Origin of the sequence: Arthrobacter sp. NPDC080031 (assembly GCF_040702485.1) — a bacterium.
Taxonomy (GTDB): domain Bacteria; phylum Actinomycetota; class Actinomycetes; order Actinomycetales; family Micrococcaceae; genus Arthrobacter.
Map to the genome: position 1 here is coordinate 21,032 of NZ_JBFBLA010000006.1, position 26,963 is coordinate 47,994.

Here is a 26,963-nt window from a genome sequence, read left to right on the forward strand (position 1 = left end):
CGCTTTTTCTTCGGCGAAAGGCACATTTTCCGGCCGTGTAACAATCCGCTTAACAATCGCCGGTCACATTGGAACCAGCCTTGCCGGTGTCCTACGCTCTTTACAGGTCACGAGTGCCAGCGCGAAACCCCGGTTTGCTGGCCGGCAACCCTCCATCGCGGCGGGGTGCCCCGGGTGACGACCCGGCCGGTCCGGAACGGATGCGGCAAGCGCGGACCCCCTGCACGCAGGGGTCCCTCTTGAGTGAGGTCCCATGAGCACAGCCACATTTACTTCCCCGGCTCTTTCGCTGAACAACGAATCTGCACCGCAACGCACTGAATCCCAGCCCCGGGCAGCCCGCCCGCTGGCCGCGGTCACCGGCGCCGAGTTGCAGGCACCCTTGATCCAGGGCGGCCACATCCGCTACGCCAACCTCGACTACGGGGCGTCGGCACCTGCCCTGACCGTCGTTTCCGCGTACCTCAACGAGATCCTGCCGTACTACGCGAGCGTCCACCGCGGCGCTGGCTATGCGTCCCAGATCAGCACCTCGGTCTACGAGAACGCCCGCAACATCGTCCGTGACTTCGTTGGCGGGCGGCCGGACGATTCGGTCATTTTCACCCGCAACACCACCGATTCCCTCAATCTGCTGGCCGGGTGCTTGCCAGTTGAGGACGGTCGGCACACTGGCGAAGTCCTCTACCTGGACATCGAGCACCATGCCAATCTCCTGCCGTGGCAGGGCGTCCCCCACCGCAGCATCGTGGCCGCCGGAACCTTGTCCGAGACGGTGGCCAACGTCCGCTCGGCACTCTCCCACGGTGGCGTCAGCCTCCTGGCAGTCACCGGAGCGTCGAACGTGACCGGCGAGATCCTGCCCATCAAGGAACTCGCTGCCCTGGCCCACGAATTCGGGGCGCGGATTGTGGTGGACGCGGCGCAACTCGCCCCGCATCGCCGGATCGATATCGCCGCCGCGGATGTTGACTACTTGGTCTTCTCGGGGCACAAGCTCTATGCACCGTTCGGCGCCGGTGTCCTGGTGGGCCGTCCGGACTGGCTCGACGCCGGAACGCCGCACCTTGCAGGAGGCGGTGCCGTCCGCGAGGCACGCCTCGATTCCGTCAGCTGGGCCACGGGACCGGCGAGGCACGAAGGAGGCTCACCGAACGTGCTCGGCGCGGCAACCCTCGCCCGCGCCACGCAGGTCATTGCGAGCCTCGACCACGATGAATGGCACTCCCACGAGGCCGCCATCCGATCGCATCTGGTCGAGGGCCTCAAGGAAATCGACGGCGTGACCGTGCACCAGATCTTCAGCGACACCGATCCCCTGGACACCATCGGCGTCGTGAACTTCTCGCTCCAGGGTTACGACGCCGGGCTCGTCGCTGCCTACCTTGCGGCCGAGCACGGCATTGGCCTGCGCGACGGACGCTTTTGCGCCCACCCGCTGCTCAAGCGCCTCGGCCTTCCCTCCGGATCCCTGCGCGCCAGTTTCGGCGTGGGGTCGCGCCTGGAAGACGCCACCCGGCTCATCGCGGGCATCCAGGCTCTCAAGAGCAATGGCCTCGGCTGGGACTACGTTGTGGATGCCGGCCGGTGGGTGCCGGCGAACGACCACCGAAGCTACCCGGAATGGGCTCCCAACACTCCCGGGACTGCCGGCGCCGCTCCATGCAGCACCGACTGATTGCGGTAGATTCGTAGGGTATTTTTCCTGTCCTGCGAAGGAGTTCCTGCGTGGCCCCGCGACCCCCCAAAGGCACGTCAGCCGGCCCGAAACTCTATGAGGAACGGCGCCTTGAACTCGGCCGGAGTTTCCAGGACGGCGGAGAACACTATGACCGCGTCCGGCCCGGCTACCCCGCGGATTCGGCTGACTGGCTGCTGCCTGAAGGCACACGGGACGCGGCAGACATCGGCGCCGGCACTGGAAAGTTCACCTCGCTCCTCGTCGAGCGTGGGCTCACGGTGTCCGCAGTGGACCCTTCCACGGACATGCTCACTCAGCTGCGCAAAACCTACCCCCAAGTAATCGCCTTGGAGGGCACGGCCGAGGCAACTGGACTGGCGGACTCAGCATTCGACGTCGTCAGCGTTGCCCAAGCATGGCACTGGTGCGATCCCCTCGCCGCCAGCACCGAAATCGCCCGGATCCTTCGGCCCCACGGCGTTATCGGCTTGATCTGGAACCAATTGGACACTTCAGTGCCCTGGGTCCATCGCTTGTCCCGCATCATGCATGCCGGCGACGTCCACAAACCGGACTTCCGGCCTGTGGTGGGCCCGGAGTTCGCCGGCCTCGAAAGTCACCTGACGCGTTGGGAGGATCCTGTGACTCCGGCCGACATCCTCGAACTCGTGAAGTCGCGCAGCTACTATCTGAGGGCGAATGACGCCACCCGGGCCAAGGTCATGGGCAATCTTCAGTGGTACCTCTTCGAACACCTGGGGCATGCCCAGGGCGAGGTCATCCCGTTGCCCTATCTCACGCAGAGCTGGCGGGCGCGAAAAGTCTGATCGGACCGGTTCACGATAGGCTTGGAACCGTGAAGACCAGTGCGCCCTCCTCCTCGATCGAGGACTACGTCAAGGTCATCTACTCCTTCACGGAGTGGCAGGACAAACCCATCACGTCCTCGCAGCTCGCGCAGCGGCTCGGTGTCGCCAATTCCTCCGTCTCGGAGATGGTCCGCAAGCTCAAGGACCAAGGCCTGGTGGACCACCAGCCCTACAGCGCGATTACCTTGACCTCCCGGGGAATGCAGCTTGCCCTGGGCATGGTCCGGCGGCACCGCCTGATCGAGACCTACCTCGTGAGGGAGTTGGGCTACAGCTGGGACGAAGTCCATGACGAGGCGGAGATGCTCGAGCACGCGGTTTCGGACACTTTCATCGATCGCATGGCCGCCAAGCTGGGCAACCCCGGACGCGATCCGCATGGTGACCCTATCCCGGCCGCGGACGGTTCGGTGAGCCTGCCGCATGCGCACCGCATGATCGAGCTCGACGACGGCCACTCAGGGAAGATCACCCGGATCAGCGACGAAAACCCGGAGCTGCTGCGCTACCTGTCCGCCGAGGAAATCGACCTTGATGCCAGCGTCCAGGTGATTGGCCGCAAACCGTTCGGCGGTGCGCTGGTGGTCCGGATCGGAAAAGGTCCGCGCAGCCGCGACTACGATCTCGCCGATGAGGTCACCTCGGCGCTCTGGGTAGCCACGGACACCATCCACGAAGGCTGCGTCCTCGCGGAGCGCTGACGAAAACCGTCAGACGCGCCGGGCGGCCGTCCCGCCGTCCTCGGGTGCTGGACCTTCCGGAGAATCCACCACTGCAGCGCCCAGCACCGGGTTCCGGATCCCGACGGCGGATGCCGCCGCCCCGAGGAAGAACAGCACGGCGGTGACCACCACGGCATTCATGAGGCCTTGGCGGCTGAAGACCGGGCCGATGATGAGCCCGGCAAATGCTATGCAGATCAAGCCGGCGATGCGGGCCACTGCGTTGTTCACTGCGGAACCGATCCCGGCCTCCTCGGTGGGTACTGCGCCGAGGATAGCCGCGGTGAGGGGCGCCACCAAGGTGCTGAGGCCGATCCCGAAAACGATCTGCCCGGGCAGCACTTGGGTCCAGTAGTTCAGGGGCTCCTGCACGGCCATGGTCATGAGAAAACCGATTCCACAGATGAACGGCCCGGCCGTCATGAACCATCGGGGCCCGTACTTGCCCGCCAGTCCACCGAAGAATGAGGCCGTGAGCATGAGCAGGACCGTCGCGGGGAGCAACGCGATGCCGGCGGTCGTGGCTTTCATCCCTCCCACTTGCTGCAAGTAGATGCCTACGGCGAAGAAGCCGAGGGACAGGGCGCCGTAAATGGCCAGTGTGGCGATGTTTCCCCAACCGAAATTGCGGATGCCGAAGAGCCGCAGGGGCAGCATTGGTTCCGGGGTCCTGGCTTCGTGGATCAGGAAGAGGACCAGGCCAACGGCTCCGACGGCGAGCGGCATCCAGACCACCATGTTGCTCCAGCCCATGCGCCCTTGTTCGATGAAGGCGTAGACCGGGCCGCCAAGTCCTACCATGGCCAGGAACGCGCCGAGGTAGTCGATCTTCTTGCTCGTGTCCGTCGCGGCATCTGACTTCCGCAGCCCGGCGAGAATCGGCCAGACGGCGACGGCCGGAACCACATTGATAAAGAAGATGACGCGCCAGGACAGCAGGTCGACCGATGCGCCGCCGATCAGCGGGGCGACGATGGCGGCCGCGCTCGTCCAGCCGGACCATTGGCCGATTGCCTTGGACTGTGCGGGCCCGGAGAAGAACGTGACGATCATGGCCAGCGAGCTCGGGACAAGCAGGGCGCCTGCGATCCCCTGGAGGGCCCGCGATACCACCAGCACTTCCCCGTTCCAGGCGAGGCCGCATGTGACGGAAGTGAGGGTGAAGCCGGCGAGTCCCCATTCCAGGATGCGCGCGCGGCCGAAATGGTCGGAGAGGGATCCGGCGACCAGGATCAGTGCGCCGAGGGTCAAAAGGTAGGCATCCACCACCCATTGCTGGATGACAAGGCCACCACCCAGCTCGCGGCCGATCGCCGGGAGTGCGAGGTTCACCACGAAGCCATCCAAAATGGCGATGAAGGAAGCCACAATAGCCACAACAAGGACCCGCTTTTGGAGCGGGGTGCTTGGCAGCAGGGCCGCTGCGTCGGTCATGAGCACAGCCTACGCCTGCTTGTCCGCTCCCGTCGGGATTCCTGCCCGCTCCGGCCAGGACGGAAGTCCCGTATCGTTGGATGGTGATTAGCAGACGTGACGCCGCACTGGCCCTTGATATTTCGATGGAAATGGCCCAACGCCACGGCATTCCCCCCAGGCTTTCAAAAGCCGAGCTGAGCGCGCTGCAAGAGAATCCACCGCAGTGGCTCGTCCAATCCCGCGCCAACCGCACCGGCAAACGTCCTGTGTGGGTACACCTGAGCTGCGTCGTCTGCGGATACACCGAGGCTGCCCGTCCCAAGAAATGGTGGCCGGAGTTCACCTACGTTTTCTGTGGCCACCACCGGAACAGCGAGGTTCCCGGAATCCTGCCCGGAGAGGTCCGCAGCGAGTACGAAGGAATCGGTTCGCGGTTCGTGGGCATAGTGGACGTCCCGGCCTCCGAGGCCTGATTACTTGCGCGTTCCGCCCCGGTTGATTTCGCCGGAAACAGGCGTAGCTTACAGAGAGAGGGCCTTTCAGGACCCTCTTTGCAGGATCTTCACGGAAGATCCGGAGTTAGGGAGCAAGACATGCCTGACAAAGCGCCGCACCAGCACGAGACGAAGAAGAGTATGAAGTCCATCAAGGAGAAACGGGCAGTGAAGCGTGCCAAGCACGAGTCCGACGCCGCGGCGGATCCGGTGGCCCATTTGAGGATGCGGAAGAAGTAGCAAAAAGCCGGAGCCGTCTTGGCCCCGGCTTTTTAGCGGGCTGGCTCGATCGCAGGCCCGGCTCCTCATGAATCCTCGTCGGTCATTTCGCTGGGCACGGCCACGATTGCGTGGATCTTGCCGTCCCGGAGGACCGTCAGGAGGAACGGCTCCCCTATGGCCTGCGAGAACAAGAGCTTTTGAAGGCTCTCGGCACTGGAAACGGCCCGCGATTGCGCACTGAGGACCAGGTCGCCCGCGAGCAGTCCGGCACGCTCCGCCGGAGATCCGGCGATGACCTCCACCACCCGGAGCGCTTCCTTCTGGCCTGTCCGGATCACCGCACTCGCGTCCAGCGGAATAGGGGTGCTCACCAGGCCAAGGTATGCCCGGCGGACCCGGCCGTCCCTCAACAGGGCGGCGATGATCCGTTGGGTGGTGGTGTTGATGGGCACGGCGAGTCCGAGGCCCAAGCCAGCCACGGCGGTGTTGATTCCCACAATCCGTCCCTTGGTGTCGGCCAAGGCTCCGCCGGAATTGCCCGGGTTCAACGCGGCGTCGGTCTGGATGACGTCCTCGATGACCCTGCTGTGCCTGCCGGACCTGACCGGGATGGAACGTCCGAGCCCGCTGACGACGCCCGCGGTCACCGATCCTGCCAGTCCCAGCGGGTTACCCACGGCGATCACCAATTGGCCGACGTGCAGTGACTCCGCGTTGCCCAAGGTGGCCGGCGTCGGCGTGTGGCGCCCGCGGACAATGGCGAGGTCGGACAGGGGATCCGCACCGACGAGTTCGACGTCGGTATGGGTTCCGTCAGCGAAGATCGCCCGACCGGAACGGAGGCCCGCGACGACGTGGGCGTTGGTCAGCATATAGCCATCCCCCGTGAACACGACGGCGGAGCCGCTTCCGATCCTGACCTGGCCGTTTCTGCGGGCGCTGCTCATTTCCAATGCTGCAACATGCGGCGTGACCGTCTCCGCGACGTGCATCACTGTCCGCGAGTAGGCGTCCAATGCCTCGTCCTCCGACGGGGCGTCAGGGATGTCCTCGGGAAAGGCTTGTTCCGGCAACGTACTCATCATGCACCTCCTGTAACCGGTGGTGTCTATATCAACGAATACGCTGCTTCGGTTAGTCCGTTCCGTCCTACGCCGTGGGTGAACTCCGTCACGCCGCTGATGACCGGAAAACTAACCCCACAATGCTTTGCGCAGGAGTGCCTTGAGCTGGGCGGCTTCGGCGTCGTCCAGCGCTGCCAGCACTTCGGATTCCGCATGGCGGGCCGCAATGGCTGCTTGGGCGAGCAGTTCCCTTCCCTCCGGCGTTGCAGTCACTGTTTTGGCCCGGCGGTCCTGATTGCCCGGCGCCCTGACGACGAGTTTCCGCTTTTCCAGTTCATCCACCAAGGCGACGATCTGACTGGGGTCCAGGCTGAGGAAGTCCGCCAACTCCCGCTGGGTGGGCTCCAGGCCGCTGTTGGCCAGGATCAGCACTGAGTACGACCTCACCTTGAGGTCGAACTCAGCAAGGGCCCGGTTGTTCACGGCCGAGCCGCCGGCGTGGAGCTTGGCCAGAAGGAAACCCACGTCGTGGCTGATCGGGGCGGCGGCCAGGCGGTCCTTCGTGGCGGCCCGTTGCTCGTCCTGCGTCTCGATCGTCATAACAAACTCCAATAATCTTCAAAATCAATCGTTGACATTTTCAACTATACGTATTTTCATGGATACAGAACAGCATCCCACGCCGAAGGCTTGGATGCACGGTGATCGAGCAAAGGAGCAGCGATGAGCCTGTCAGGAAAAGTAGCGATTGTCACCGGAAGCGGTCGGGGTCTGGGTCTGGCATACGCCCGGGAACTGGCCCGCCACGGCGCAGCGGTGGTCGTCAACGACGTCGACGCCGAGGTGGCCGGCGAAGCGGTCCGGACCATCGAGGCCGGCGGCGGCCGGGCAGTCGCCGTCGTCGCTCCCGTAGGCAGCACAGAAGCAGCGAAACAGCTGGTGGAAGCGGCCGTTACGGAATTTGGCCGCCTGGACATCCTTGTCACCAATGCCGGCATCCTGCGGGACAAGAGCCTGCTGAAGATGACGGACGAGGACTTCGACGCCGTCATCAACGTCCACCTCCGCGGCACCTTCACATGCGCCCGCGAGGCCTTCGGCTACTTCAAGGAAAACGGGATCGGCGGCCGCATCATCGCCATCGGCTCCCCGACCGGGCAGCGCGGCAACTTCGGGCAAACAAACTACGCCGGCGCGAAGGCGGGAATCGTGGGCATGGTCCGGACGTGGGCCTTGGAAATGAAGAAGGCGGGCGTCACTGCCAACGCCGTCATCCCCGTGGCCGCGACGGCGATGACCAAGACCATCCCGTACTTCCGCAAGGCGGTGGAGGCGGACGAGCGCGGCGAGGCCATGCCGCGCTTCTTCCGCCACGAGCTCGGCTTTGGAACGGCCGACGACGTCTCCGGGCTCATTGCCTTCCTCGCCTCCGACGAAGCGGCCGGAATCACCGGCCAGGCCATCGGCGCCGGCGGGGACCGCCTGCAGCTCTGGACCCACCCCGAAGCCGCCGCCACCGAATACCGCGAGGGCGGTTGGCGTTACCAGGACCTCGTGGAGAACTTCGACCTGTTGTTCGCCGACAAGCTCCAAAGCGTCGGCGAGGAATTCCTGCCGCTCCCGGCCGAACTGCAGCCCGAAGCCGCCCCCGTCGCACAGGTACGCTGACATGGCCGCACCCCAGCGCTACGAACTCGGCATCGACGCCGCAAAACTTGACGCGATCGACATGCACGTCCACCTCGAAGTGGACGGCCACGGCCACGAATCCCTGCCACCGGCCCTGACGGAAGCGTCAGCGAAGTACTTCAAGGCCGAGGACCGCACACCCTCGCTGGACCGGATCGCCGAGGTCTACCGCGGACTGAACATGGCCGCAGTCGTCTTCACCGTGGACGCCCGCACGCAACTCAAGCACGAGCCCAACAGCATCCCCGAGCTGATCGCGGGAGCCGCCAGGAACAACGATGTCCTGATTCCGTTCGGCAGCGTGGATCCCCGCACCGGCGCCGAGGCCATCCAGGGCGCCAAACATCAGGCGATTGACCTGGGCGCCCGCGGCTTCAAGTTCCACCCGAGCCTGCAAGGCTTCGACCCCTCCAACGAACAGTTCTATCCGCTCTGGGAGACGCTGCAGGAACTGGGCCTTCCGGCCATCTTCCACACCGGGCAGAACGGCATGGGCGCCGGCCTGCCCGGCGGCTACGGCATCAAGCTGGCGTACTCCAACCCGCTCCTGCTCGACGCCGTGGCCGCTGACTTCCCCGGGCTGCAGATCATCATGGCCCACCCTTCGGTGCCTTGGCAGGACGAAGCGAATTCGATCGCCACGCACAAATCCAACGTGTTCATCGACCTCTCCGGCTGGTCCCCCAAGTACTTCCCGGAGTCGCTCGTGAAGGCCTCGAACTCGTATCTGCAGGAGAAGGTGCTCTTCGGCACGGACTTCCCGCTCATCACCCCGCAGAAATGGCTGGGCGCCTTCGCCGAGCTCCCGCTCAAAGACGAGGTCCGCCCCAAGATCCTCAAGGACAACGCGGTGCGCCTGCTCGGGCTGGACGGCTGAGATGAGCCTGGACATCCGCGTGGAGACAGCGGCGGCGGAGCGCCTCTACGGCGTCTGCGACTATTACGACGCCGAGTCCCTCCTCACCGAGGACGAGCGCCGCGTCCTGGGCCGCTTGCGCGACTTCCTGGACCGCGAAGCGAAACCATTGTTGGCCGACTACTGGGAGCGGGGCGAGTTCCCTGCCGAGCTGGCCCGGCCACTTATTGATCTGGACCTGATGGAACCGGCGGAGCTGACTGTTCACGGTTCCGCCCGGGGTATCTACCAAGGCTTCAGGATCTTCGAACTCGCCCGCACGGATGCTTCGCTGGCCACGTGGTATACGGCGCAAGCCGGCCTCTTCCGGACCGCCATCCGGGTGGGCGCCTCGCAGGAACAGCAGCGCGAGTGGATGCCGCGCATCATCGATTTCTCGCTCAAGGGCGTCTTTTCCCTGACGGAACCGGAGTCCGGATCGGACATCGCCGGCGGACTCTCCACCACCGCCCTGCGGGATCCCGAGGGTAACGGCGACACCTGGATCCTCAATGGTGCCAAGCGCTGGATCGGAGGCGCCTCGACGGCGGATGTCCTGGCCGTGTTCGCCCGGGATGTCGCGGACGGACAGGTCAAGGCGTTCCTCGTGGACCGCAAGGCAGCCGGGGTGACTTTGGAGAAGATCCACCGGAAAACCTCCTTGCGGATGATGCAGAACGCCCACATCACGCTCGAAGGCGTGCGGGTCCCTGAATCCATGCGCCTGCACAACGTGAACTCCTTCAAGGACGTGGCGGCGATGCTGAAGGCCATGCGCTCCGACGTCGCCTGGATCGCCACCGGCATCCAGGCCGGCGCCTTCGAAGCAGCCCTCCGCTACGTCCGCGAGCGCCAACAGTTCGGCCGCCCCCTGGGTTCCTTCCAACTGGTGCAGGAGAAGCTGGCCCGCATGCTAGGCAACCTCACGGCAAGCTTGTCCCTCGTGGTCAGGCTGACCGAACAGCAGGCCCGCGGGATCTACCGCGACCAGGACTCCGCGCTCGCCAAGATGCAGAGCTGCCTGGCCATGCGGGAAACAGTCGCCCTGGCGCGCGAGCTGGCAGGCGGCAATGGAATCACGCTCGAGAGTGACGTTGCCCGGTTCCACGCGGACGCCGAAGCCGTCTATTCCTACGAAGGAACGCACGAAATCAACGCCCTGATCGTCGGGCGCGCACTTACGGGCGAAAGCGCCTTCGCGCGCTAGCCCACGCTCCCTTTACCCACCATCATCACAGGAGGCAATCATGCCCAATCTCGTCGTCGACTTCGACAAACTGCTCACCCTCGCCGGAACCGATCTCGGCGTCACCGAATACCGCGAAATCACCCAGGAACAGATCAACAAGTTCGCGGACGCCACCGGGGATGACCAGTGGATCCATGTCGATCCGGAACGCGCCAAGGACGGCCCTTTCGGCGCCCCGATCGCCCACGGCTTCCTCACGCTCTCGCTCATCATCCCGTTCTGGGGCGAGCTGTTCGACGTCGAAGGCGTCACCACCAAAGTGAACTACGGCCTCGACAACGTCCGTTTCACGTCCCCGGTCAAAGTGGGCGCGCGGATCCGCATGCAGGCCACCATCGCTGAAGTCACCGAGGTCAAGGGGGGCGCCCAGATCAAAGTGTCCAGCACCATCGAAATCGAAGGCCAGGAACGCCCCGCCGTCGTGGCCGAATTCCTCGCCCGTTTCTACAAATAGCCGCTACAAGGCACTCCCCCGACCCCTGCTTTAAGGAACAACGATGTCCCAAATATCGCAGCTTCAATCCATGGATGTGGCCACCAAACGCAAGGAAGCACGCACCGTCATTGCTTCCAGCTACCTGGGCAGCACCATCGAGTACTACGACTTCCTGCTCTATGCCACAGCCGCAGCCGTGGTCTTCCCCAAGGTCTTCTTCTCGGGAATGGACGATTGGGTGGGCGTCGTGGCCGCCTACGGAACCTTCGCCGCAGGATATGTGGCGCGCCCGCTGGGTGGAGTCATCTTCGGGCACTTCGGCGACAAGCTGGGTCGCAAGGGAATGCTCATTGTCTCCATGTTGGTCATGGGCTTGGCTTCCGCGCTGATCGGCCTGGTCCCGGGCGCCTCCGTGGCCGGTCCGTGGGGCGCCGTGATGCTTGTGGTGCTCCGGGTTTTCCAGGGCATCGCGGTGGGCGGCGAGTGGGGCGGAGCCGCCTTGATGGCGTTGGAGCATTCGGAATCCGGGAAGCGCGGCTTCGCGGCCTCGTTCGTCAATGCCGGCGCGCCCTCGGGTGCCGTGCTGGGCACCCTCATCATGGGCGCCTTCTCGGCGCTGCCAAACTCCCAGTTCCTTGCCTGGGGCTGGCGCGTTCCCTTCCTGCTCTCGTTTGTCTTGCTTGCAGTGGGCATGTTCGTCCGGCTCAAGGTTTCGGAGAGCCCCATCTTCAAAGCCGCCATTGAACAGGAAAGAGAAGCACGGAACGCTGACGCCCGCGCAGCCGCTGACAACCGTGCAGCCGCGAAGCCCGTCATCCCGCTCCTCCAGGTGCTGCGCCGGCCCAAGACCTTGATCTTCACGATGCTCGCGGGGGCCGCCGGTTTCGCCCTCCAAGTGGTGCTGGCAACGTTCGCGGTCACCTATGCCGTCTCCAAGGGCGCCGACCGCCAGGGCGTGCTGTATGCCTTCGCGGCTGCTTCTTTCATTTCCATCGCTTTCGTGGTCCTGGGCGGCAGGCTCTCCGACAAGCTGGGCCGCAGGCCCGTGATGATCGGCGGGCTCGTACTCTTCATCGCCTACCTGATCCCGATGTTCCAGCTGTTTTCCTCGAACAACATCTTCCTGGTCTTCGTCGCCTTCACCGTCGGCCTGATGATCCACTCAACGCTCTTCGGGCCACTGGCCGCCTTCGTCTCCGAGCAGTTCGGCACCACTTCCCGCTATACGGGAGCCTCGCTTGGTTACCAGCTCGCGACGCTTCTGGGCGCGGGCTTCACTCCGGGGATCGTGGCCCAGATCTTCAAGGATTCGGGCCAGAACACCGGCTCGGTGGTCTTCTACCTGGCTGCGATGTCCGTCGTCTCCATCATCTTCATCCTGTTGACCCGGGAACCGAAGAACAACGATTTGCAGACCGTCCGGCCTTGAGGCCGGAAAGGGTCTAGCTTGGGAATCAGAAAGGACCGTCATGGAGAATTTTGGCATCGGTTCGTGGCTGCAGCGCCGCCGCCCGAAGTCCGCAAGCAAGGTTGCGCTGATCTCCGGAGACCGCCGACTCAGCTACGAAGAATTTGCGGAACGATCGGACAGGCTCGCCAACGCCCTCAAATCAGGGGGCGTGGCCAAGGGCGACAGGGTGGCCTATCTCGGGGAAAACCATCCCGCTTTCCTGGAAACGCTTTTTGCTTGCGGGCAACTCGGCGCGATCTTCGTGCCCCTCAACACTCGGCTGGCGCCCCCTGAGATCAATTTCCAGCTTGAGGACTGCGGTGCCGTTGCGCTGATCCACTCAGCGAGCTTCAACGGGCTTGCGGCCAGCGGCGCGGAAGGCACCCGCGTGGGCCGGCGCGTCGTCGTCGGCGATTCCTCCATGGGCGACAGTGGCGCGGCTTCCGGTAGTGAAACCCCGACGGCGGCGGAAGACTATGAGGACGTCGTAGCCTCCGGAGCGGCCCGGCATCTGGACGAGGAAGTCGGACTCGATGACGGCGCCATGATCCTTTACACGTCCGGAACCACGGGACGCCCCAAAGGCGCATTGCTGACCCACGGGAACATCACCTGGAACTGCATCAACGTGATCGTCGACTTCGATTTCTCGTCCAACGATGTAGCGCTCATGATCTCGCCGATGTTCCACGTCGCCTCGCTCGACATGGGAGTGTTGCCTACGCTGCTCAAGGGCGGGACGGTGGTCCTGGAGTCGAGGTTCGATCCCCAACGCACCCTCGAGCTCATCGAGCAGCACCGGGCCACCACCATCAGCGGGGTGCCCACCACCTACCAGATGCTGTGCGAGCACCCGGCCTGGCCGACGTCGGACCTTGGCTCCCTCAACAAGCTGACTTGCGGCGGATCGGCAGTTCCCCTGCGCGTCCTCGAAGCGTACGAGGCGCGCGGACTGCACTTCTCCAATGGCTACGGAATGACCGAGACCGCGCCGGGCGCCACCACGCTGCCCGCCGCCATGTCCCGGGAGAAAGCGGGCTCTTCGGGGCTCCCGCACTTCTTCAGCGACGTCCGGATCGCCGACGTCGCAGGTGGCCTTGCCGGGCAGGGCACGGTGGGCGAAATCCAGATCAAGGGTCCCAACGTCATCCACGAATACTGGAACCGGCCCGATGCCACTGCCGAATCGTATGAAGACGGTGGCTGGTTCAAGTCCGGAGACATGGGTTACAAGGACGCTGACGGATTCCTCTTCGTCTCGGACAGGCTCAAGGACATGATCATTTCGGGAGGCGAGAACATCTATCCTGCCGAGGTGGAACAAGCGATCAGTGAACTCGACGCCGTAGGCAGCGTGGCAGTCATCGGCGTGCCGGATGAGAAGTGGGGAGAGGTGCCACGCGCCGTGGTGGTGCTCCGCGAGGGCGCCACTTTGACCGAGGACGAACTCAAGGCGCACCTGGCCGGCAGGCTCGCCCGCTATAAAATCCCGAAGACCGTGGTGTTCGTGGACGACATGCCGAGGACGGCCAGCGGAAAGATCCGCAAGAGCGAGCTTCGCCGGAGCACCGTTTCCTGAGGGATCCGTTGGTGGGTTCTTTGAACTGGTTAACAACCACACGCAACGGTCCTGCAGGGCGGTCGCGTAGGAGGCACCGGAAACAAGTAGAGGCTACTCAAGACAGCAATCGCCCGCAGTTCTAGCGTGTCGGACAGCGTCCATGCGAGAACAGCTGGGCGGATTGCAACGATTTGGGCCCGGACCTGCAAGGGGCCGCAGCCAAAAAGCAAGGGGGCTTGCTGAATGGACTACCCACAGTTCAACAACCGGGGTCGGTGCATCGCCTGCGCAAGACATCAGGAGAAAGACTGACACCTTACCGGGCCCGCCTTCCCAGCCTCGGCAGACGGGGCGAGGGCCTTTCGCAACACAGTGCCGGACCCAGCCGACGGGCTGAGATTGGGGAGAACGTGGACGGGCAACAATGGATATGGGTCGTAATGGTCCTGGTCGGGGCCGCATTGGTAGCCGTGGTGATGGTCTTTGGACACCAACGGCGGAGGCTGGCTGATCCCAAACGCGCCGCCAAACATCGGGACGGTGAAGCCGGAAGTCCCGCGGACAACGTCGACAACCCGGATGACGAGCCTGCAGCCCGGAGTCCGTACCACTAGGACCGCCCCGAGGTGCGCCACCCACACCTGCAGGTGGTCGCGGTCGTCACTCTCAACGAGGACAACACGAGCTCCTTGGCCCATGGAGTCCCGCAAGCCGCGGACGTCCACTTCGGCATGCGGCAACTCACCATCGACCCCACCAGGGACCACCAGGCCAGACAAAGAAAAACACCCCGGTCCGAAGACCGGGGTGTTACCGATGACCAGACTCATCCATGAAGGATGTCTCGACTCATCACAAGGTGGAGATGGGGGGAATTGAACCCCCGTCCGATGTCGTGTTGTCAGGGCTTCTCCGGGCGCAGTTCGCGTCGGATTTTCTCGGCCCCAGCTATCCTGCGAACAAGTAGCTGATCCGGGCCCAGTCATCTAAGAGTCCCGCTTGCCTCGATGACGAAGGCAAGCAGCAGTGGCTATCTAAATGACGCCAGGATCCGGGGCAATAGCAACCTCGGGCTGACGGACTGTCTTACTGCTTAGGCAGCAAGAGCGAAGTCAGTGCGCTTAGAATTGGCACTTATTGGTTTGCAGACAGCGTTTACGAGATAATTCTGCATCCTCGGCCCGCTTCACCTGTCGCGACTAACATCGTCGAAACCGATCATCCCCGTATTTTGTTATCAATCCCGGCACGACGGCCCGAAAGCGACCATCCAAAAAACCTGCCGGGTTAATCATCATAACGCATCGCGGCACCCGAACATTCCGGGACACGCTTTGGCTGCCGCCCCACTTGGCGGCGCCTTCCGCGCAAGTCAGCGACGGTTGCGCTCGCGCAGTTCACGCAGCGATTCGCGCTTGTCTTGCTGCTCGCGCAAGGTCTGCCTCTTGTCGTAGTCCTTCTTGCCTCGGGCCAGAGCAATCTCGACCTTGGCCCGTCCGTCCAGGAAGTACAGCTGGAGCGGGACGACGGTCAGTCCGGTCTCGCGGATCTTGCCGGAGATTTTGTTCAGTTCCTCGCGGTGAAGCAACAGCTTCCGACGCCGGCGCGCGGCATGGTTGGTCCAGCTCCCCTGGTTGTACTCAGGGATATGGATGCCCTCCATCCACAACTCGTCATTGTAGAAAGTACAGAAGCCATCCACCATGGAGGCGTGGCCTTCCCGCAGGGACTTTACTTCGGTTCCCATGAGGGCAATGCCGGCCTCATAGGTATCCAATATGTGGTAGTCATGCCGGGCCTTGCGATTGGTGGCCACTACCTTACGGCCACTTTCCTTGGGCACGGTAGAACTCCTTGGTTGTCGAAGAATCACACTAGTCTACGCCAGCAGAACCCTGCCGTGTGGGCTACAAAAGGTTCATCGGGTCGACAGCCTGCCCATTCACCCAGGTTTCAAAATGCACGTGGCAACCAGTTGAGTTACCCGTGGTACCCGAATATGCAATGAGCTGGCCTTGGCTCACCTGCTGTCCGGAAGAAACCACCACGCTGGTGTTGTGGTAGTAAATCGTGGTCAGGGAATCGCCGTTGATGACTCCGTGCGATATCTTGACACGGTTGCCACCGCCATCGTTGCCCCAGCCCGCTGAAAACACGATGCCGGCAGCAGCTGCGTATACGGGTGTTCCACAGGGGGCACCGAAATCGATGCCCGTGTGCATGTAGCCGCCCTGGCCGTAGAAATCGATGGTTCCAGGCGGCGTCGCACGCCAACCGAAGCCCGAGGTGATCGGGATGTTCGCAGGTACGGGGTGGATCAGGCCGAAGTTGGAGCGCGGATTGCTCGCCGGCGGGACAAAAGGCTGCGGGGCTGCCTGGTTTTGCACCTGGGCGGCTGCCGCAGCTGCTGCGGCGAGCCGCTGCTGTTCGGCCAACCATGCTTCGCGCAGTTTGCGGTCGCGCTCTGAGATTTCCGCAGCGACGGCGTCCTGATTCGCCTTCACTTGTTGGAGCTGGGCTTGGATCCCGGGCTTGGCTGCTTGAAGCTGGCTGTTGAGACGGGTGGTGTCGGAGATGAGCTTGTCCACCTCCGCCTTCTTGGCAGCGGCATCATCGCGGGCCGCCTTCTCACGCTCAAGTGCCGCGTCCGCTTTCGCCTTGAGATCGCGGATTTCCTGTTCGACGGCGGTGAGCCGGGCTTGGGAGTTCACGTTCGTGGCGCTCTGCTGCGTCAATTTGGTCATCGTGGCGTTCTGACTGCGCATCGCCTGGTTGGCGAGGTCCATGGTTTCCGTGAGGTTACCGCCGTCGTTCGCTCCGAACAGCAAGGCAACATTCGTGGGAACGCCACCGGATTTATATGCCTGAGCAGCGATCTGGCCGATGAGCTTCTTGGTGTCGGTGATCTTTTGCTTGTCGTTTTCCAGCTGCTGGGTGATCTGGGCTTTGCTTTGCTGGGCCAGATCTACCCGGGCTGCCAGGGCATCCGCCTCCTTCACCGCTGTGGCAACCTTGCCCTGGGCTTCGAGAAGTGCCTGTTGCGCTCCCGGAAGCTGTCCTTGGTAGACCACCAGGTCGCCGGCCGCCTTGGCGATGTTGGCGTCAACGAATTCCAACGACTGCTGCACCCTCGCCGATTCCGCGTTGAGGGCGGCCTGCTGGTCATCGAGGTTGTCAGCGTGTGCCACAGGCGCGGTGCCAAGGCTCGCGGCGAGTGCAATGGCCAGCACGGAGCCGGCAACCTTCACCCGGCCACTAACCATGCGAAGCTGCAGGATGGCCTGATGCTTCCGGGGCATCGGCTGTCCTGTTCGCTGGGGTTCAGTGCTTTTCATGGCTACACCTTGAGATATCGACGGAGGGTCAGGAGCGAAGAGATCCCTGCCAGGCCGCCGCCCAACGCTATCAGGACCGGAGCGATCACCAGTACCTGGGCCGAGGAAATAAACGGAGTGTTCAGGAACTGCTTCGACAAGTCTCCATTAAGCCAGAACTGTGCCACCAGCCATAGTGTGCCGGAGGCCAGGACTGCACCCACGACGGCGGCGATGACGCCTTCGAGGATGAACGGCAATTGAATGACGGTCTTCGACGCTCCAACGAGCCGCATGATGCCTGTCTCGCGCCGCCTGCTGAAGGCGGACAACCTGATGGTCGTGGTGATGAGCAGGACCGCGCAGAAGATCATGACACCCGCGACCACCATTGCCGCCACAGAGGCGCCGTTCATCCACTCAAAGATCCGTTCAAGGACCTGGCGTTGGTCGCTCACGGTCTCCACCCCGGCCTGGGACGAGAATGTCTCGCTGATGATCTGGTACTTCTGGGGGTCCTTCATGTTGATCCGGAACGACGAAGGAAGCTGGTCCTGGGTTACCGAATCAACAATCGGAGAGTTGGAGAACTGTTCCTTGAAGTGCTTGAACGCATCCGCCTGCGATTCGAATTGGTAATCGGTGATGTATTGCTTGACTGCGGGCGAATCGAGCATTTTGGCCAGGTTGTCCTGCTGCTCTTTGGTCACCGCGCCCGAAGCACATCCGGTCGACGTCGAGGAATCGTTGCAGAGGAAGATGGCGACCTGGACTTTGTCGTACCAGTAACCCTTCATCTGGTTGATCTGCATCTGCAGCATGCCGGCTGCGCCAACAAAGGTGAGGGAGACAAAGGTCACCAGGACGACGGAAATCACCATGGACAGGTTCCGGCGCAGGCCGCTGCCGATCTCGCCCAGGATAAAAGCGAGCCTCACTGCTGGCCCCCCTGCGCGCGGTCGATTTCCGCATCGCTCGCGTCTTTCATTCGCCGGGACTCTCCCACCACAGGAATCATCGAGGTGTAGAGGGCCCTTGCCTCATCACGGACCACCACGCCGTTCCGAAGCTCCACCACGCGTTTGCGCATCTCGTTCACAATGTCGTCGTCGTGCGTTGCCATGACCACAGTGGTGCCGTTCTGGTTGATCTTGTCGAGCACGCCCATGATTCCCATCGAGGTAATGGGGTCCAGGTTTCCGGTCGGTTCGTCCGCCAGCAGGATGCCGGGGCGGTTGACGACGGCGCGGGCGATGGCCACGCGCTGCTGCTCACCACCGGAGAGCTCGTGCGGCATGCGGCGTTCCTTGCCTTCAAGCCCCACCGTCTTCAGAACTTCCGGAACTGTCTCGCGGATGATGCTGCGGCTCTTGCCGATGACCTGCATGGCGAAGGCCACGTTGGCGAAGACACTCTTCTGCGGCAGCAAGCGGAAGTCCTGGAAAACGACGCCGATTCCGCGGCGAAGCTTGGGGACCCGCCAGCTTGAAATGTTGGCTACGTTCTGGCCTGCGACGTAGACAGAACCGGACGTTGCCCGGTCTTCCTTCAGAATGAGTCGTAGAAACGTCGACTTGCCGGAGCCCGAGGCCCCGACGAGGAAGGTGAATTCTCCACGGTCAATCTCAAGGTTGACAGCATCCAGCGCCGGACGGGCATTGGGGTCGTAGACCTTGGTGACATTCTCAAATCGGATCATGACTCTTCAGAACCCCGCCGGACATGCCACGTTCGGCCAGTCCAACCGCCAGCGCACGGGCTTTCGTTGGGGGAAGTTGAGCGCCGGCTCTTCGACTATACGCACGCTCCGCGATGGAGTCGCGGGCTTGGAGCGGTGTGTCGCCCAATCAGGCAATCACCGCGGCGGCCGTTATCCCTCGGCGTTACGGTTGCCCGTGCGCCAGCGAATGCCGGCGTCGATGAAGTCGTCGATGTCGCCGTCGAACACCGCTGACGTATTGCCCACTTCGTGGTCGGTCCGCAAGTCCTTGACCATCTGGTACGGATTGAGCACGTATGAGCGCATCTGGTCACCCCATGATGCCTTCACATCGCCTGCGAAGGCCTTCTTCTCAGCATCTTCCTGCTCCTTTTTCAGGAGCAGGAGCCGCGATTGGAGGACGCGCATTGCGGCTGCGCGGTTCTGCAGCTGGGACTTCTCGTTCTGCATGGAGACGACAATCCCAGAAGGGATATGGGTCAAACGTACTGCCGAGTCCGTCGTGTTGACGGACTGGCCGCCAGGGCCCGAAGAGCGGAAGACATCGACACGGATCTCATTGTCCGGAATGTCGATAGAGTCGGTCTGCTCAATCAGCGGGATGACTTCGACGGCGGCAAAGGACGTTTGCCGCCGGCCCTGATTGTCGAACGGGCTGATGCGGACAAGTCGGTGCGTCCCGGCTTCGACACTGAGGGTGCCGAACGCGTACGGCGCTTTGACCTCGAAAGTGGCTGATTTGAGGCCGGCCTCTTCGGCGTACGAAGTGTCCATGACGGTAGTCGGGTAGCCATGCCGTTCCGCCCAGCGCAGGTACATGCGCATGAGCATCTCGGCGAAGTCCGCCGCATCAACACCGCCGGCGCCCGCACGAATCGTGACGACGGCTTCGCGTTCGTCATACTCGCCCGAAAGCAGGGTTACCACTTCAAGTTCCTTGAGGGCCTTGCGGATGGACTCGAGTTCCGTGGCGGCTTCGACCATCGAGGCGTCGTCGTCCTCGTCCTGGCCGAGCTCGACAAGAACCTCAAGATCGTCGATGCGTCCCGTCAGCCTGTTCAACCGTTCAAGTTCCGATTGCCGGTGGGACAGCTTGGACGTAATTACCTGAGCGGAAGCTGGATCGTCCCAGAGGTTCGGTTCGCCAGCTCGCTCGCTCAGTTCTGCGATCTCTTCCTTGAGCTTCTCGACATCGGAAACCTGTTCGATGGAGCGGAAGGTGGAGCGAAGCGCGCGGATTTCTGCGGGAAAGTCAATCTGAGCCATGGTTGTTCCAGAGTACGCCATCCGTTGGCGGCCTCTGCACGGGGTCCGGACGTGTGACGCCCGGAACTCAGCGGGTCAGCCGGGAACGCGCAGTGGAACGGGCCTCGATCGGAACGCCGTCGGGCAGCAGAAAGCTGACCACAGGCGGATGGGCAACCGCGCTGAGCACCACTTCGGCCGTTGCGCTGTCCGGACTTCCAGTACCCCGTGCGACGGCTAGTTGATCGAACCGTGAATGGGCGCCGTATTGGCTGAGGTATGACTCGGCAACGCTCCGTACCCGATCACTGTTGAGGACGGCCGACGGCGTTTCGGCGCCACTGTCGACTTGGCCGAGGGTATAGCTGTCCGCGGCTGCTACCGAAGCTCCGTCCGCTACGGAGAGGAGCTTCTTGTGGTCAATGTAGACGGCGGACGCCGCAGCAACGACCGTTGCCAGCAACAACGCGATCACGACGTAACCAATGGTCAGGACCATCAAATGGCCGTCTTCCCCCTCCGATTTGCGGGACCTCTGCATGTCCACCGAGGCAAGGTCCCTCACCTGAACCGCCCGACGATTTGCGTGGCCGACGCACTCAGGTTCGCGGCGTCCAGATTCAGGGTGTCTCCAAAGGGCAGCATGGGCAACGGCACCGTGAGCTTGACCGTTACGGTGACCGCAGCACCCGTCGACAGGCAATCACCGCGGTTGCACGCGACGTCGACAAATGCCCGCTCCGCGGAATGGCCATAGTCGGCGAGTGTCAGAAGGGCAGCCTGTTCAGCGGCGACGCGCCCCTGGGCACTGTCCTTCTGCATGACGTAGACCTTGGCGGCTTGATCCGCTGCCCCCACGACGGCGAAGGAACCTCCCTGGATCTGTCCAATAGTGACGATGAAATAGACCACTGGAACCATGAGCAGGAGGGATAGAAGGATGAATTCGACCACCGCGCTTCCCCGCTCAGAGGCACGCCGAGGGCCGGTGGATTCCCGGCCCTCCGCGGGTGGCAGGCAGACCGCCTCCCGGAAGCACGAAAGCGCTTCACGGCCAAGATCAGCCGGGAGTCGCAGCATGGCCCCTCACCTCCAGCACCGCTCCGGGTCCTATCAGCCCGATGACGGGCAACGGTGCCCGGACTGTCACCTCCAAGGTGCGGATTCCCTGGAAGCTAGCCTCCGACGTCGAGATATCCCGCGCAAAGTCCGCGTTCAGCGCCGTTCCGATCAGGTCCGCCGTGCGCTCACGTGCATCCGTCGGTGTCCGGTCGGCGAGGGCGCCGTAACGGGCTCCGGACGAGGCCGCATCAATGAGGGTGTTGCGTACATGCAACACCAGGGTCAGTTGAATGACGGCGAGGAAGAACACCGTCAACAGACCGCCGACCAGCACAAAATCCACCACGGCGGAGCCTTGTTCATCGCTGGCACTGCCGCCCCCGTCTTCCGCTCCCCTGCTGCGGAACGGCATGGAATTACTTTCCGACCTTGCTCATAGCCTGGTTGAAGAGTCCCTCAAGAGCCGGGCCGGCCAGCGCCAGCAGGCCCGCGACGAGGGCGGCGGACATCAGTGTGATCATGACCCAGCCGGGTACGTCGCCTCGTTCGGGCTGATCGTTGTCGGGGACCACACTTTTATTCGGTGTTGTTCCCAGCGACGGTCTGGACGGCGGGAGTGTCCACAACTGCCACAGCAAAAGTCCTGAAGCGGGCAGGCTTCGGCGTCCGAGCTTCTTCATTTTTCCCCATTTCACTTTTCAACCATTTCGGTGTGCAGGAATCCCTTGTGATCCGTGCAGTTTTTTCTTCGGCATTCAGGCGGATGCACATCTGATGGATGTGAAAAGGCTCGACGGAGATCGCCATCAGAAGCCAAGCTCCAGCGCGGCCAAGGCCGGGTAGACGGCGAAGATCACGGTGAGGGGCAGGACGCCGAAGACCAGTGGCGCCATCATCGCGATTTCCTTGCGGCCCGCCGCTTCCATCAGCTCCCGCTTGGCTGAATCGCGCACATCCGCCGCTTGGGCGCGCAAAACGTCGGCCAAAGGAGTACCCCGTTCGACGGCAACGACAATTCCATCCACGAACCGAACAAGCGGGCCGAGCTCGGTCCGTCCCGAAAACTCGTGCAGTGCCTCGACCAAGGGCGTGCCGGCCCGGGTGGCGGCCAATACCAGGGCAAACTCCTTCGCCAACTCGCCGCGGGCTGTGCGACAGACCCGATCGAGGGCACCGCTCGCGCTCTCCCCCGCACCCACCGCGAGGGCCATCAATTCGGCAAGGCTGGGGAATTCCGCCAGCATCCGCCTTTCCCTTCGTTTGATCCGCACCCCCAGCATGTAGTCGCGGAAAAGAAACCCTCCCAGTGCACAAACCAGGACCGCGGCAACCGCGAGCCCCGGACTGAACCGTCCCCCGGCTGCGCTCACGATCACCACGACAACCGCTGTGGCAAAGCCCGCCGCCGCCCAGAGCAACTGCTCCGCGCGGAAGTCCAGCGCGGACTTTCCGGAACCGGCCTTGGCCAGCCTCTTGTTGAGGGACGTCGTACCGAGGTTGAACTTCGCCAGAAACCGGAGGGCGTCCCGGAACACCGGCCGCAGAATGCGTTCCAAGGGGCCGAACGGTGCGATGTCCGGGGTTGTGGACAGTAGGCGCGATTCGAGGTTCTGGGACCTGAGTTGCGGCTCGATGCGCTCCACGAAGGGAGTGGCCCGCATGAACGGCAAGCGAACAAAGATGAGCCACAATCCAGCTCCCAAAAGGAGTCCGCAAAACACAGTCATCGCAGTCATCGCAGTCATCGCAGCACCCTTTCATCTTCGGGAAGGGCGGCAATGCGCAGCATGACCCAGTAACAGAAGCCCGAGACCAATAATCCGCCTCCAAGAACGGTGACCCCGGCTGCCGAGTTGTACGCGGAAACGGCTTCCGGCCTGCTGGCCAGCAGCATCAGGACGATCCAGGGGGCGGCAACGGCCAGGCGCGCCCCGTTGATGGTCCATGATTGTCGTGCCTCGAGTTCACTTCGGGTCCTCGCGCTCTCTCGAAGGAACTCGGCAAGAGTTCCCAAAAGGCGGCCGAGGTCGGTTCCGCCCACGTCGCGGGTCAGCCTGAGCGCCTCGATGATCCGGTCGGCAACGGGATCGGCCAAACGCTCCTTCAGCTTGTTCAACGCCGAATCGAATTGGGCGCCCGAACGGTAATCCGCACCAAACTCCCGGAAGAGGGACCGCAGCTCCTCGGGGCCTTTGTCCCCGAGCTGGACAAGCGCCTCGGGCAACGAAAGTCCCGCGCGGATTGCCGAACGCAAGTGGTCGACCACGTCAGGCCAGAGCTCCCGGAGCATGGCGGTCCTCTTGCGCGCCCGCCAACTGACAACGGCCAGGGGAAGCCACGCACCGAACAGGCCGAAGCACGCCGCGATCGAAAAGGACGCTGTCAGGATGTAGATCACCAGTGTCGCGAAAAAGCCCAACCCCAGGCACGATGCGATGAATCCCGCGCCGCTGACGTTTTCGATCCCGGCCGTGAGCAACAAAGACTCAAGGCGTTTCGGTTTGGGCTCCTCGGCGGCAAGCGGGCGATGTTCCCATGCCGACCACCAGATGAGAAAAACCCCTAGCCCGCAAAGAACGCCCAGAAGCGGTGCCATCAGGAGTACTCCAGGAGCGCGGCGACATCAAAACCTGCCCGGGCGAATTTCTCGGCGGCCGGCATGGAACTCGAAGTGGCCTGGAGTTTGCCGTCCTGCATGGTGTAGACCTTGGACGACTCAATGATGCCGTTCTCCACGCGTCGCCCGAGCGAAAGGATCTCGGTGACTTGCCGGCGTCCGTCCGCGTGGCGGCTGCAATGGACCACGAGGTCGATGCAGGATGCCACGGTGGGGACGACGAATGCGCTAGCTCTCTATACCAAACCCCTACCCTTAGCCGCTGGGGAGGAGTAGCGTTCTTCTTGGTTGAAGCTTCAACCAAAACCGCTCGACCGAAGGAAGCACCGAAATGTTCACCACCCAGCACATCACGACTTGGAACCCCGAGACGGAACAGGCTACCCAGCACCCCGAAGTTCGTCGTGGCGACACCGTTTCGCTGATCGCCCGGCTGTCCGGGGAGCAGGAGGCCAAGGAATTCTTCGCGGCTATTACGGAAAACCCGGACCGGATCGCGCCGTGGGTGTCCAGCACCGGCTACACCGTCGTGGTCTTTTCCAAGAGGGAAGACCGCCGCAACGAGTGGCCCGCCGTTTTCTCCATCGAGGAGCCAGCGCCAGAGCAGCCGGAGCGCAAAGCCGGCAAGCCGCAGCTTCGCCGTCGCTGCTTGGAGTGTGGAAAGGAAAGCACCGCTGCGGCCATGGGATATCACCAGAAATCGACGGGTCACGTCGGCCTGGAGGACGTTACAGCCTAGTTTTACCCCCCGAAAGAGGCCCTTAGCGTGAGCGCTGGGGCCTCTTTTTGCGTGATGCGGGGTACTTAGTACCGGGGACGGCTGCTACGGTTCCCTGCGAGACGCGCTACCACGCCCGGTAGCGCTCTGCGCCGGACAGCGTCTGCCCGTAGCGGTAGAACCCCTTCCACCCACCGGGCGTGGGCGCTAGCGGTCTGGATGGCGCGGCCACGGATGGCCCGCTACCGTGCGAGGAGTTAGGCGACGTGGCGATCACGTGACAATCCGGGCACTCGTAGACGAGCCACGCGCTGCCTTTCGGCTGGGGGTCCATCGGTACTGGCGCCACAGTGCAGCTATGGTGCATAGACGTAGGAATCATGGAGGGCATGACTCGTTCCGGCGCGACGGGTTCTTCTTCTTCCCCGACGACCTGAGAGATCATGCTGCATTCCGGACACTGCTGGTAGGCCGGTCCCATTACTCCGGGTGGCTGCGGGTCCATCACGACGGGTTCCTGTGCTCGCGTGCACTCGGGGGCGTGGTGGTCGACGGGGGCGAGCTTTTGGATATCGTCCCAGCTTGGCTCTCGCGGTGGATACGTTGGCATTTTTACCTCTCCTCAATACTTTATTCGGGGTTCACGGAAGATTCGGGGTTTGTCGGATCGATTTTTGCGAAATCCGAAAATTTCCGGGAGGTAGGTATATAGCTACCCGGGGGAGCTTTTCCGACCGGCATGGGCCCAGCGATTTTGCCCTACCCTACCCACCAGCCACGTCGTCCCAGTCGTCCGCACAGTCGGCACAGAAGCTCCCCTGGGTCGGGGTCGGGCCTAGGGTAGCCGGGACGCCCGCAAGGGGTGTTTAGGGGCGATGGTCTGGGGAAAGAATTCGCCTGGAGCCCAGACCATCGCCCCTTCGACGGGTTGAGACCGCCCCGCCGTCTAAGGCGAGCGGTCGGCTGCTTCAGGGGACCGACCGCTCGCCGGTCTATCAGGCGATGCCCGTGATGATCAGCCCGGCACTCGGTCGGGCGACGGCCAGCGCGAGACGCTCGTCGGCGCGGACTGCAACCTTGCCCGACGTGAAGTCGGCGTTGTTGCTATTGCTCATGCTGATCGTCACGCCCTCGCGAACGTAGGCCACACCGATCAGTTCGGTGTTCATGAGCAGCCCGGTGCCTTGCGGAATCTGGGTCGTGGTCACCACCTGAATACCCCAGATGTCACTCACCGGCGAGTCCCCGGGATTGCCGAGGAGGTAGTTGCCGGTGCCCGTCGCTTTCGTGCGCCGGATCAAGCTCCAGTCGTTCGGGTGGAGGACGATGACATCCGGCTCGCAGTACGACGGTCCATTCCTGAGGTCGGCCACAGCGAGTTCGATGGTATCGATACTCGCCTCGCTGCCCTTCGCCCGAGTCAACAGACCCGGCGTCTGGAGCAGACCTTTGAGGTTCGGAGCCGTACCGTTGCCGTTCAGCAACTGGTAGTTCTCGGTGTCGATGATGAGGCGGACGAGTTCGCTCTGGAGGTAGGAGATGAAATCCCCGAAATCCTTTGTCAGTTCGTCGGTGACGGAGCTGAAAATTCCAACCTTCTGAGCGGTCGCGATGAGTGTCGTCGTGTTCATCACAGCTTCCGTGTACGACCCGCCCGGACTCAGCATCCCTGCCATACCTGTACCGTTGACGGTCGGCGGGACAGCAGTGCCAGCAGCGAAGCCGGTGTCGGTAAAGGACGTCGGCGTGGTGGCGAGCGTCTGGATGAGCGTTTCTGTCCCCGTCGCGCCGTTGACCGCAGTACGGTAGATCTTCGTGCCCGTCGCGCCCGAAGGAGCCGCGCCGATCGTGAAGCTGACCGTCGAGGTCGAGCCAGTGGTGACCTGTGAAATCTCATTCGAGGCCACAGTTTCACCAGTGGCCGAGGTATACGTGGCCACGAAACGCCACGTTCCGGCTGCGAGCGTGCCCCCTGTGGTGGCAGTGGTCGGCGAAGACAGCACCGGAGCCGCGAAGGCATTAGAAGCGATGCTGGTCGAGTCATGGCGGATGTATTCAATCGACGGACTCGACATGCTGGTCGTCTTTAGGACTTCCAGCAGACGCGTCGGCTCGTGCACCTTCTGGACGAGACCGACGTAGGCCGGAGGAAGCTGGCTATCGGTGACGGTGCTCGACGCGGTGTCTTTCAGGCCGAGTTCAGCACGGAAGTTCGCGCCACCCTTGATCGAGCGGAAGGCCTCACGAGCGACTTCGGTGTTCAGGTTCAGCTTCGGCACAGCCTTGCCGCGCCGTGGAGCCTCGGGGTCGAAGCTAGCTCCGCCGTCGCCCACGGCGTCGTCGCTCATAGCGCCGTAGATGCTCTTGGCCTTGGCCCGGACGGCGAGCAGATCGCCCGCGTTTTTCATCTCGATCGAAATTCGGTCGAGCGCGGATTTCTTCTGCGCGTTGGTCAGTGAAGGGTCGTTGACGACGAGGTGCGCCTTGTCGGACAGCGCCTTCATTTGCTGATTGGTAGACATTTGGTTTATCCCGGATT

At 63.0% G+C, this 26,963-nt stretch carries 29 protein-coding genes, 1 other RNA gene, 1 pseudogene and 1 riboswitch; of the genes and pseudogenes, 13 read left to right on the plus strand and 18 right to left on the minus strand.

Going from position 1 to position 26,963, the window contains the following annotated elements:
- Positions 1 to 105: 105 nt before the first annotated feature.
- Positions 106 to 218: riboswitch (SAM riboswitch) on the plus strand.
- 35 nt (positions 219 to 253) lie between these two features.
- Genes AB0323_RS06515 through AB0323_RS06525 form a run of 3 tightly spaced genes read left to right on the plus strand, consistent with a single transcriptional unit; the run spans position 254 to position 3,251 of the window.
- The gene (locus tag AB0323_RS06515; RefSeq protein ID WP_366176597.1) at positions 254 to 1,678 is read left to right on the plus strand and encodes an aminotransferase class V-fold PLP-dependent enzyme; all 1,425 of its coding nucleotides are present in this window, start codon (positions 254 to 256) and stop codon (positions 1,676 to 1,678) included.
- Between the two features lie 50 nt (positions 1,679 to 1,728).
- Positions 1,729 to 2,508: a methyltransferase domain-containing protein gene (locus tag AB0323_RS06520; RefSeq protein WP_366176598.1), complete on the plus strand. Its 780-nt coding sequence runs from the start codon at positions 1,729 to 1,731 to the stop codon at positions 2,506 to 2,508.
- Positions 2,509 to 2,537: 29 nt separating this feature from the next.
- A complete protein-coding gene (locus tag AB0323_RS06525; protein WP_366176599.1) occupies positions 2,538 to 3,251 on the plus strand; it encodes a metal-dependent transcriptional regulator in 714 nt (237 codons plus the stop codon).
- Between the two features lie 9 nt (positions 3,252 to 3,260).
- On the opposite strand, the gene AB0323_RS06530 is transcribed toward AB0323_RS06525, so the two are convergent.
- Complete coding sequence (locus AB0323_RS06530; RefSeq protein WP_366176600.1) at positions 3,261 to 4,706, minus strand: MFS transporter; 1,446 nt, start codon at positions 4,704 to 4,706, stop codon at positions 3,261 to 3,263.
- Between the two features lie 83 nt (positions 4,707 to 4,789).
- On the opposite strand from AB0323_RS06530, the gene AB0323_RS06535 reads away from it, so the two are divergent.
- A complete protein-coding gene (locus tag AB0323_RS06535) occupies positions 4,790 to 5,161 on the plus strand; it encodes a hypothetical protein (RefSeq protein ID WP_364533401.1) in 372 nt (123 codons plus the stop codon).
- 120 nt (positions 5,162 to 5,281) lie between these two features.
- Positions 5,282 to 5,422: a hypothetical protein gene (locus tag AB0323_RS06540; RefSeq protein ID WP_364533398.1), complete on the plus strand. Its 141-nt coding sequence runs from the start codon at positions 5,282 to 5,284 to the stop codon at positions 5,420 to 5,422.
- A 65-nt stretch (positions 5,423 to 5,487) separates the two neighbouring features.
- On the opposite strand, the gene AB0323_RS06545 is transcribed toward AB0323_RS06540, so the two are convergent.
- A complete protein-coding gene (locus AB0323_RS06545) occupies positions 5,488 to 6,489 on the minus strand; it encodes a trypsin-like peptidase domain-containing protein (protein ID WP_366176601.1) in 1,002 nt (333 codons plus the stop codon).
- Positions 6,490 to 6,597: 108 nt separating this feature from the next.
- Positions 6,598 to 7,068 carry a MarR family transcriptional regulator gene (locus AB0323_RS06550; RefSeq protein WP_366176602.1) on the minus strand — a complete coding sequence of 157 codons (471 nt, stop codon included), beginning with the start codon at positions 7,066 to 7,068 and terminating at the stop codon, positions 6,598 to 6,600.
- Between the two features lie 123 nt (positions 7,069 to 7,191).
- Between AB0323_RS06550 and AB0323_RS06555 the strand changes: the two genes are divergently transcribed.
- The 7 genes from AB0323_RS06555 (at position 7,192) to AB0323_RS06585 (ending at position 14,362) form a co-directional block, all read left to right on the plus strand.
- On the plus strand, positions 7,192 to 8,136 hold the full coding sequence (locus AB0323_RS06555) for an SDR family oxidoreductase (RefSeq protein ID WP_366176603.1): 945 nt from the start codon (positions 7,192 to 7,194) through the stop codon (positions 8,134 to 8,136).
- Position 8,137: 1 nt separating this feature from the next.
- Positions 8,138 to 9,034 (plus strand): amidohydrolase family protein, encoded by an 897-nt coding sequence (locus AB0323_RS06560; protein WP_366176604.1) that lies wholly within the window; start codon positions 8,138 to 8,140, stop codon positions 9,032 to 9,034.
- Position 9,035: 1 nt separating this feature from the next.
- Positions 9,036 to 10,259, plus strand: coding sequence for an acyl-CoA dehydrogenase family protein (locus AB0323_RS06565; RefSeq protein ID WP_366176605.1), 1,224 nt, complete (start codon positions 9,036 to 9,038; stop codon positions 10,257 to 10,259).
- Positions 10,260 to 10,299: 40 nt separating this feature from the next.
- Positions 10,300 to 10,755 (plus strand): MaoC family dehydratase, encoded by a 456-nt coding sequence (locus AB0323_RS06570; RefSeq protein ID WP_366176606.1) that lies wholly within the window; start codon positions 10,300 to 10,302, stop codon positions 10,753 to 10,755.
- A gap of 43 nt (positions 10,756 to 10,798) precedes the next feature.
- Entirely contained in the window at positions 10,799 to 12,166 is a 1,368-nt protein-coding gene (locus tag AB0323_RS06575) for an MFS transporter (RefSeq protein ID WP_366176607.1), read from the plus strand.
- Between the two features lie 40 nt (positions 12,167 to 12,206).
- Positions 12,207 to 13,766 (plus strand): o-succinylbenzoate--CoA ligase, encoded by a 1,560-nt coding sequence (gene menE / locus AB0323_RS06580; protein ID WP_366176608.1) that lies wholly within the window; start codon positions 12,207 to 12,209, stop codon positions 13,764 to 13,766.
- A 422-nt stretch (positions 13,767 to 14,188) separates the two neighbouring features.
- The gene (locus tag AB0323_RS06585; protein WP_366176609.1) at positions 14,189 to 14,362 is read left to right on the plus strand and encodes a hypothetical protein; all 174 of its coding nucleotides are present in this window, start codon (positions 14,189 to 14,191) and stop codon (positions 14,360 to 14,362) included.
- 243 nt (positions 14,363 to 14,605) lie between these two features.
- On the opposite strand, the gene ssrA is transcribed toward AB0323_RS06585, so the two are convergent.
- From ssrA to AB0323_RS06655, 14 genes and pseudogenes are all read right to left on the minus strand, one after another.
- Positions 14,606 to 14,974, minus strand: a transfer-messenger RNA (tmRNA) gene (ssrA, locus tag AB0323_RS06590).
- Positions 14,975 to 15,120: 146 nt separating this feature from the next.
- The gene (gene smpB, locus AB0323_RS06595) at positions 15,121 to 15,591 is read right to left on the minus strand and encodes an SsrA-binding protein SmpB (protein ID WP_028264808.1); all 471 of its coding nucleotides are present in this window, start codon (positions 15,589 to 15,591) and stop codon (positions 15,121 to 15,123) included.
- A gap of 64 nt (positions 15,592 to 15,655) precedes the next feature.
- Positions 15,656 to 17,083 (minus strand): peptidoglycan DD-metalloendopeptidase family protein, encoded by a 1,428-nt coding sequence (locus AB0323_RS06600; protein ID WP_366176610.1) that lies wholly within the window; start codon positions 17,081 to 17,083, stop codon positions 15,656 to 15,658.
- 2 nt (positions 17,084 to 17,085) lie between these two features.
- Positions 17,086 to 18,000: a permease-like cell division protein FtsX gene (ftsX, locus tag AB0323_RS06605; protein WP_364533336.1), complete on the minus strand. Its 915-nt coding sequence runs from the start codon at positions 17,998 to 18,000 to the stop codon at positions 17,086 to 17,088.
- Positions 17,997 to 18,761 carry a cell division ATP-binding protein FtsE gene (gene ftsE, locus AB0323_RS06610; RefSeq protein WP_364533333.1) on the minus strand — a complete coding sequence of 255 codons (765 nt, stop codon included), beginning with the start codon at positions 18,759 to 18,761 and terminating at the stop codon, positions 17,997 to 17,999. The genes ftsX and ftsE overlap by 4 nt, the downstream gene beginning before the upstream one ends.
- A 171-nt stretch (positions 18,762 to 18,932) precedes the next feature.
- Positions 18,933 to 20,048, minus strand: a complete 1,116-nt coding sequence (gene prfB, locus AB0323_RS06615) for a peptide chain release factor 2 (protein ID WP_364533330.1) — start codon at positions 20,046 to 20,048, stop codon at positions 18,933 to 18,935.
- 67 nt (positions 20,049 to 20,115) lie between these two features.
- Positions 20,116 to 20,592, minus strand: a complete 477-nt coding sequence (locus AB0323_RS06620) for a hypothetical protein (protein WP_366176611.1) — start codon at positions 20,590 to 20,592, stop codon at positions 20,116 to 20,118.
- Complete coding sequence (locus AB0323_RS06625; RefSeq protein WP_366176612.1) at positions 20,589 to 20,981, minus strand: hypothetical protein; 393 nt, start codon at positions 20,979 to 20,981, stop codon at positions 20,589 to 20,591. The genes AB0323_RS06620 and AB0323_RS06625 overlap by 4 nt, the downstream gene beginning before the upstream one ends.
- A gap of 106 nt (positions 20,982 to 21,087) precedes the next feature.
- Positions 21,088 to 21,501 carry a TadE family protein gene (locus AB0323_RS06630; protein WP_366176613.1) on the minus strand — a complete coding sequence of 138 codons (414 nt, stop codon included), beginning with the start codon at positions 21,499 to 21,501 and terminating at the stop codon, positions 21,088 to 21,090.
- Between the two features lie 4 nt (positions 21,502 to 21,505).
- Positions 21,506 to 21,685, minus strand: coding sequence for a hypothetical protein (locus AB0323_RS06635; protein ID WP_366176729.1), 180 nt, complete (start codon positions 21,683 to 21,685; stop codon positions 21,506 to 21,508).
- Positions 21,666 to 21,896, minus strand: a complete 231-nt coding sequence (locus AB0323_RS06640; protein ID WP_366176741.1) for a hypothetical protein — start codon at positions 21,894 to 21,896, stop codon at positions 21,666 to 21,668. The genes AB0323_RS06635 and AB0323_RS06640 overlap by 20 nt, the downstream gene beginning before the upstream one ends.
- Entirely contained in the window at positions 21,896 to 22,834 is a 939-nt protein-coding gene (locus AB0323_RS06645) for a type II secretion system F family protein (protein WP_366176614.1), read from the minus strand. The genes AB0323_RS06640 and AB0323_RS06645 overlap by 1 nt, the downstream gene beginning before the upstream one ends.
- Positions 22,831 to 23,685: a type II secretion system F family protein gene (locus AB0323_RS06650; protein ID WP_366176615.1), complete on the minus strand. Its 855-nt coding sequence runs from the start codon at positions 23,683 to 23,685 to the stop codon at positions 22,831 to 22,833. The genes AB0323_RS06645 and AB0323_RS06650 overlap by 4 nt, the downstream gene beginning before the upstream one ends.
- A pseudogene (locus tag AB0323_RS06655) lies at positions 23,685 to 23,939 on the minus strand (CpaF family protein); the annotation flags it as partial. The pseudogene AB0323_RS06655 and the gene AB0323_RS06650, both read right to left, overlap by 1 nt.
- 98 nt (positions 23,940 to 24,037) lie before the next feature.
- Between AB0323_RS06655 and AB0323_RS06660 the strand changes: the two are divergent.
- A complete protein-coding gene (locus AB0323_RS06660) occupies positions 24,038 to 24,445 on the plus strand; it encodes a hypothetical protein (RefSeq protein ID WP_366176616.1) in 408 nt (135 codons plus the stop codon).
- Positions 24,446 to 25,419: 974 nt separating this feature from the next.
- Here the strand turns inward: AB0323_RS06660 and AB0323_RS06665 are convergent.
- Positions 25,420 to 26,946, minus strand: a complete 1,527-nt coding sequence (locus AB0323_RS06665; protein WP_366176617.1) for a phage major capsid protein — start codon at positions 26,944 to 26,946, stop codon at positions 25,420 to 25,422.
- Positions 26,947 to 26,963: the final 17 nt, after the last annotated feature.

Bases quoted from the DNA above. Each gene is read 5' to 3' on its own strand.
- prfB (WP_364533330.1), bottom strand. From the start codon at position 20,048: ATGGCTCAGATTGACTTTCCCGCAGAAATCCGCGCGCTTCGCTCCACC.
- AB0323_RS06565 (WP_366176605.1), top strand. From the start codon at position 9,036: ATGAGCCTGGACATCCGCGTGGAGACAGCGGCGGCGGAGCGCCTCTAC.
- AB0323_RS06660 (WP_366176616.1), top strand. From the start codon at position 24,038: ATGTTCACCACCCAGCACATCACGACTTGGAACCCCGAGACGGAACAG.
- AB0323_RS06630 (WP_366176613.1), bottom strand. From the start codon at position 21,501: ATGCCGTTCCGCAGCAGGGGAGCGGAAGACGGGGGCGGCAGTGCCAGC.
- AB0323_RS06545 (WP_366176601.1), bottom strand. From the start codon at position 6,489: ATGATGAGTACGTTGCCGGAACAAGCCTTTCCCGAGGACATCCCTGAC.
- AB0323_RS06570 (WP_366176606.1), top strand. From the start codon at position 10,300: ATGCCCAATCTCGTCGTCGACTTCGACAAACTGCTCACCCTCGCCGGA.
- ftsE (WP_364533333.1), bottom strand. From the start codon at position 18,761: ATGATCCGATTTGAGAATGTCACCAAGGTCTACGACCCCAATGCCCGT.
- AB0323_RS06515 (WP_366176597.1), top strand. From the start codon at position 254: ATGAGCACAGCCACATTTACTTCCCCGGCTCTTTCGCTGAACAACGAA.
- AB0323_RS06530 (WP_366176600.1), bottom strand. From the start codon at position 4,706: ATGACCGACGCAGCGGCCCTGCTGCCAAGCACCCCGCTCCAAAAGCGG.
- AB0323_RS06645 (WP_366176614.1), bottom strand. From the start codon at position 22,834: ATGACTGCGATGACTGCGATGACTGTGTTTTGCGGACTCCTTTTGGGA.
- AB0323_RS06600 (WP_366176610.1), bottom strand. From the start codon at position 17,083: ATGAAAAGCACTGAACCCCAGCGAACAGGACAGCCGATGCCCCGGAAG.
- AB0323_RS06560 (WP_366176604.1), top strand. From the start codon at position 8,138: ATGGCCGCACCCCAGCGCTACGAACTCGGCATCGACGCCGCAAAACTT.
- AB0323_RS06665 (WP_366176617.1), bottom strand. From the start codon at position 26,946: ATGTCTACCAATCAGCAAATGAAGGCGCTGTCCGACAAGGCGCACCTC.
- AB0323_RS06640 (WP_366176741.1), bottom strand. From the start codon at position 21,896: ATGGCGATCTCCGTCGAGCCTTTTCACATCCATCAGATGTGCATCCGC.
- AB0323_RS06650 (WP_366176615.1), bottom strand. From the start codon at position 23,685: ATGGCACCGCTTCTGGGCGTTCTTTGCGGGCTAGGGGTTTTTCTCATC.
- AB0323_RS06540 (WP_364533398.1), top strand. From the start codon at position 5,282: ATGCCTGACAAAGCGCCGCACCAGCACGAGACGAAGAAGAGTATGAAG.
- AB0323_RS06555 (WP_366176603.1), top strand. From the start codon at position 7,192: ATGAGCCTGTCAGGAAAAGTAGCGATTGTCACCGGAAGCGGTCGGGGT.
- AB0323_RS06575 (WP_366176607.1), top strand. From the start codon at position 10,799: ATGTCCCAAATATCGCAGCTTCAATCCATGGATGTGGCCACCAAACGC.
- menE (WP_366176608.1), top strand. From the start codon at position 12,207: ATGGAGAATTTTGGCATCGGTTCGTGGCTGCAGCGCCGCCGCCCGAAG.
- AB0323_RS06550 (WP_366176602.1), bottom strand. From the start codon at position 7,068: ATGACGATCGAGACGCAGGACGAGCAACGGGCCGCCACGAAGGACCGC.
- AB0323_RS06585 (WP_366176609.1), top strand. From the start codon at position 14,189: ATGGTCCTGGTCGGGGCCGCATTGGTAGCCGTGGTGATGGTCTTTGGA.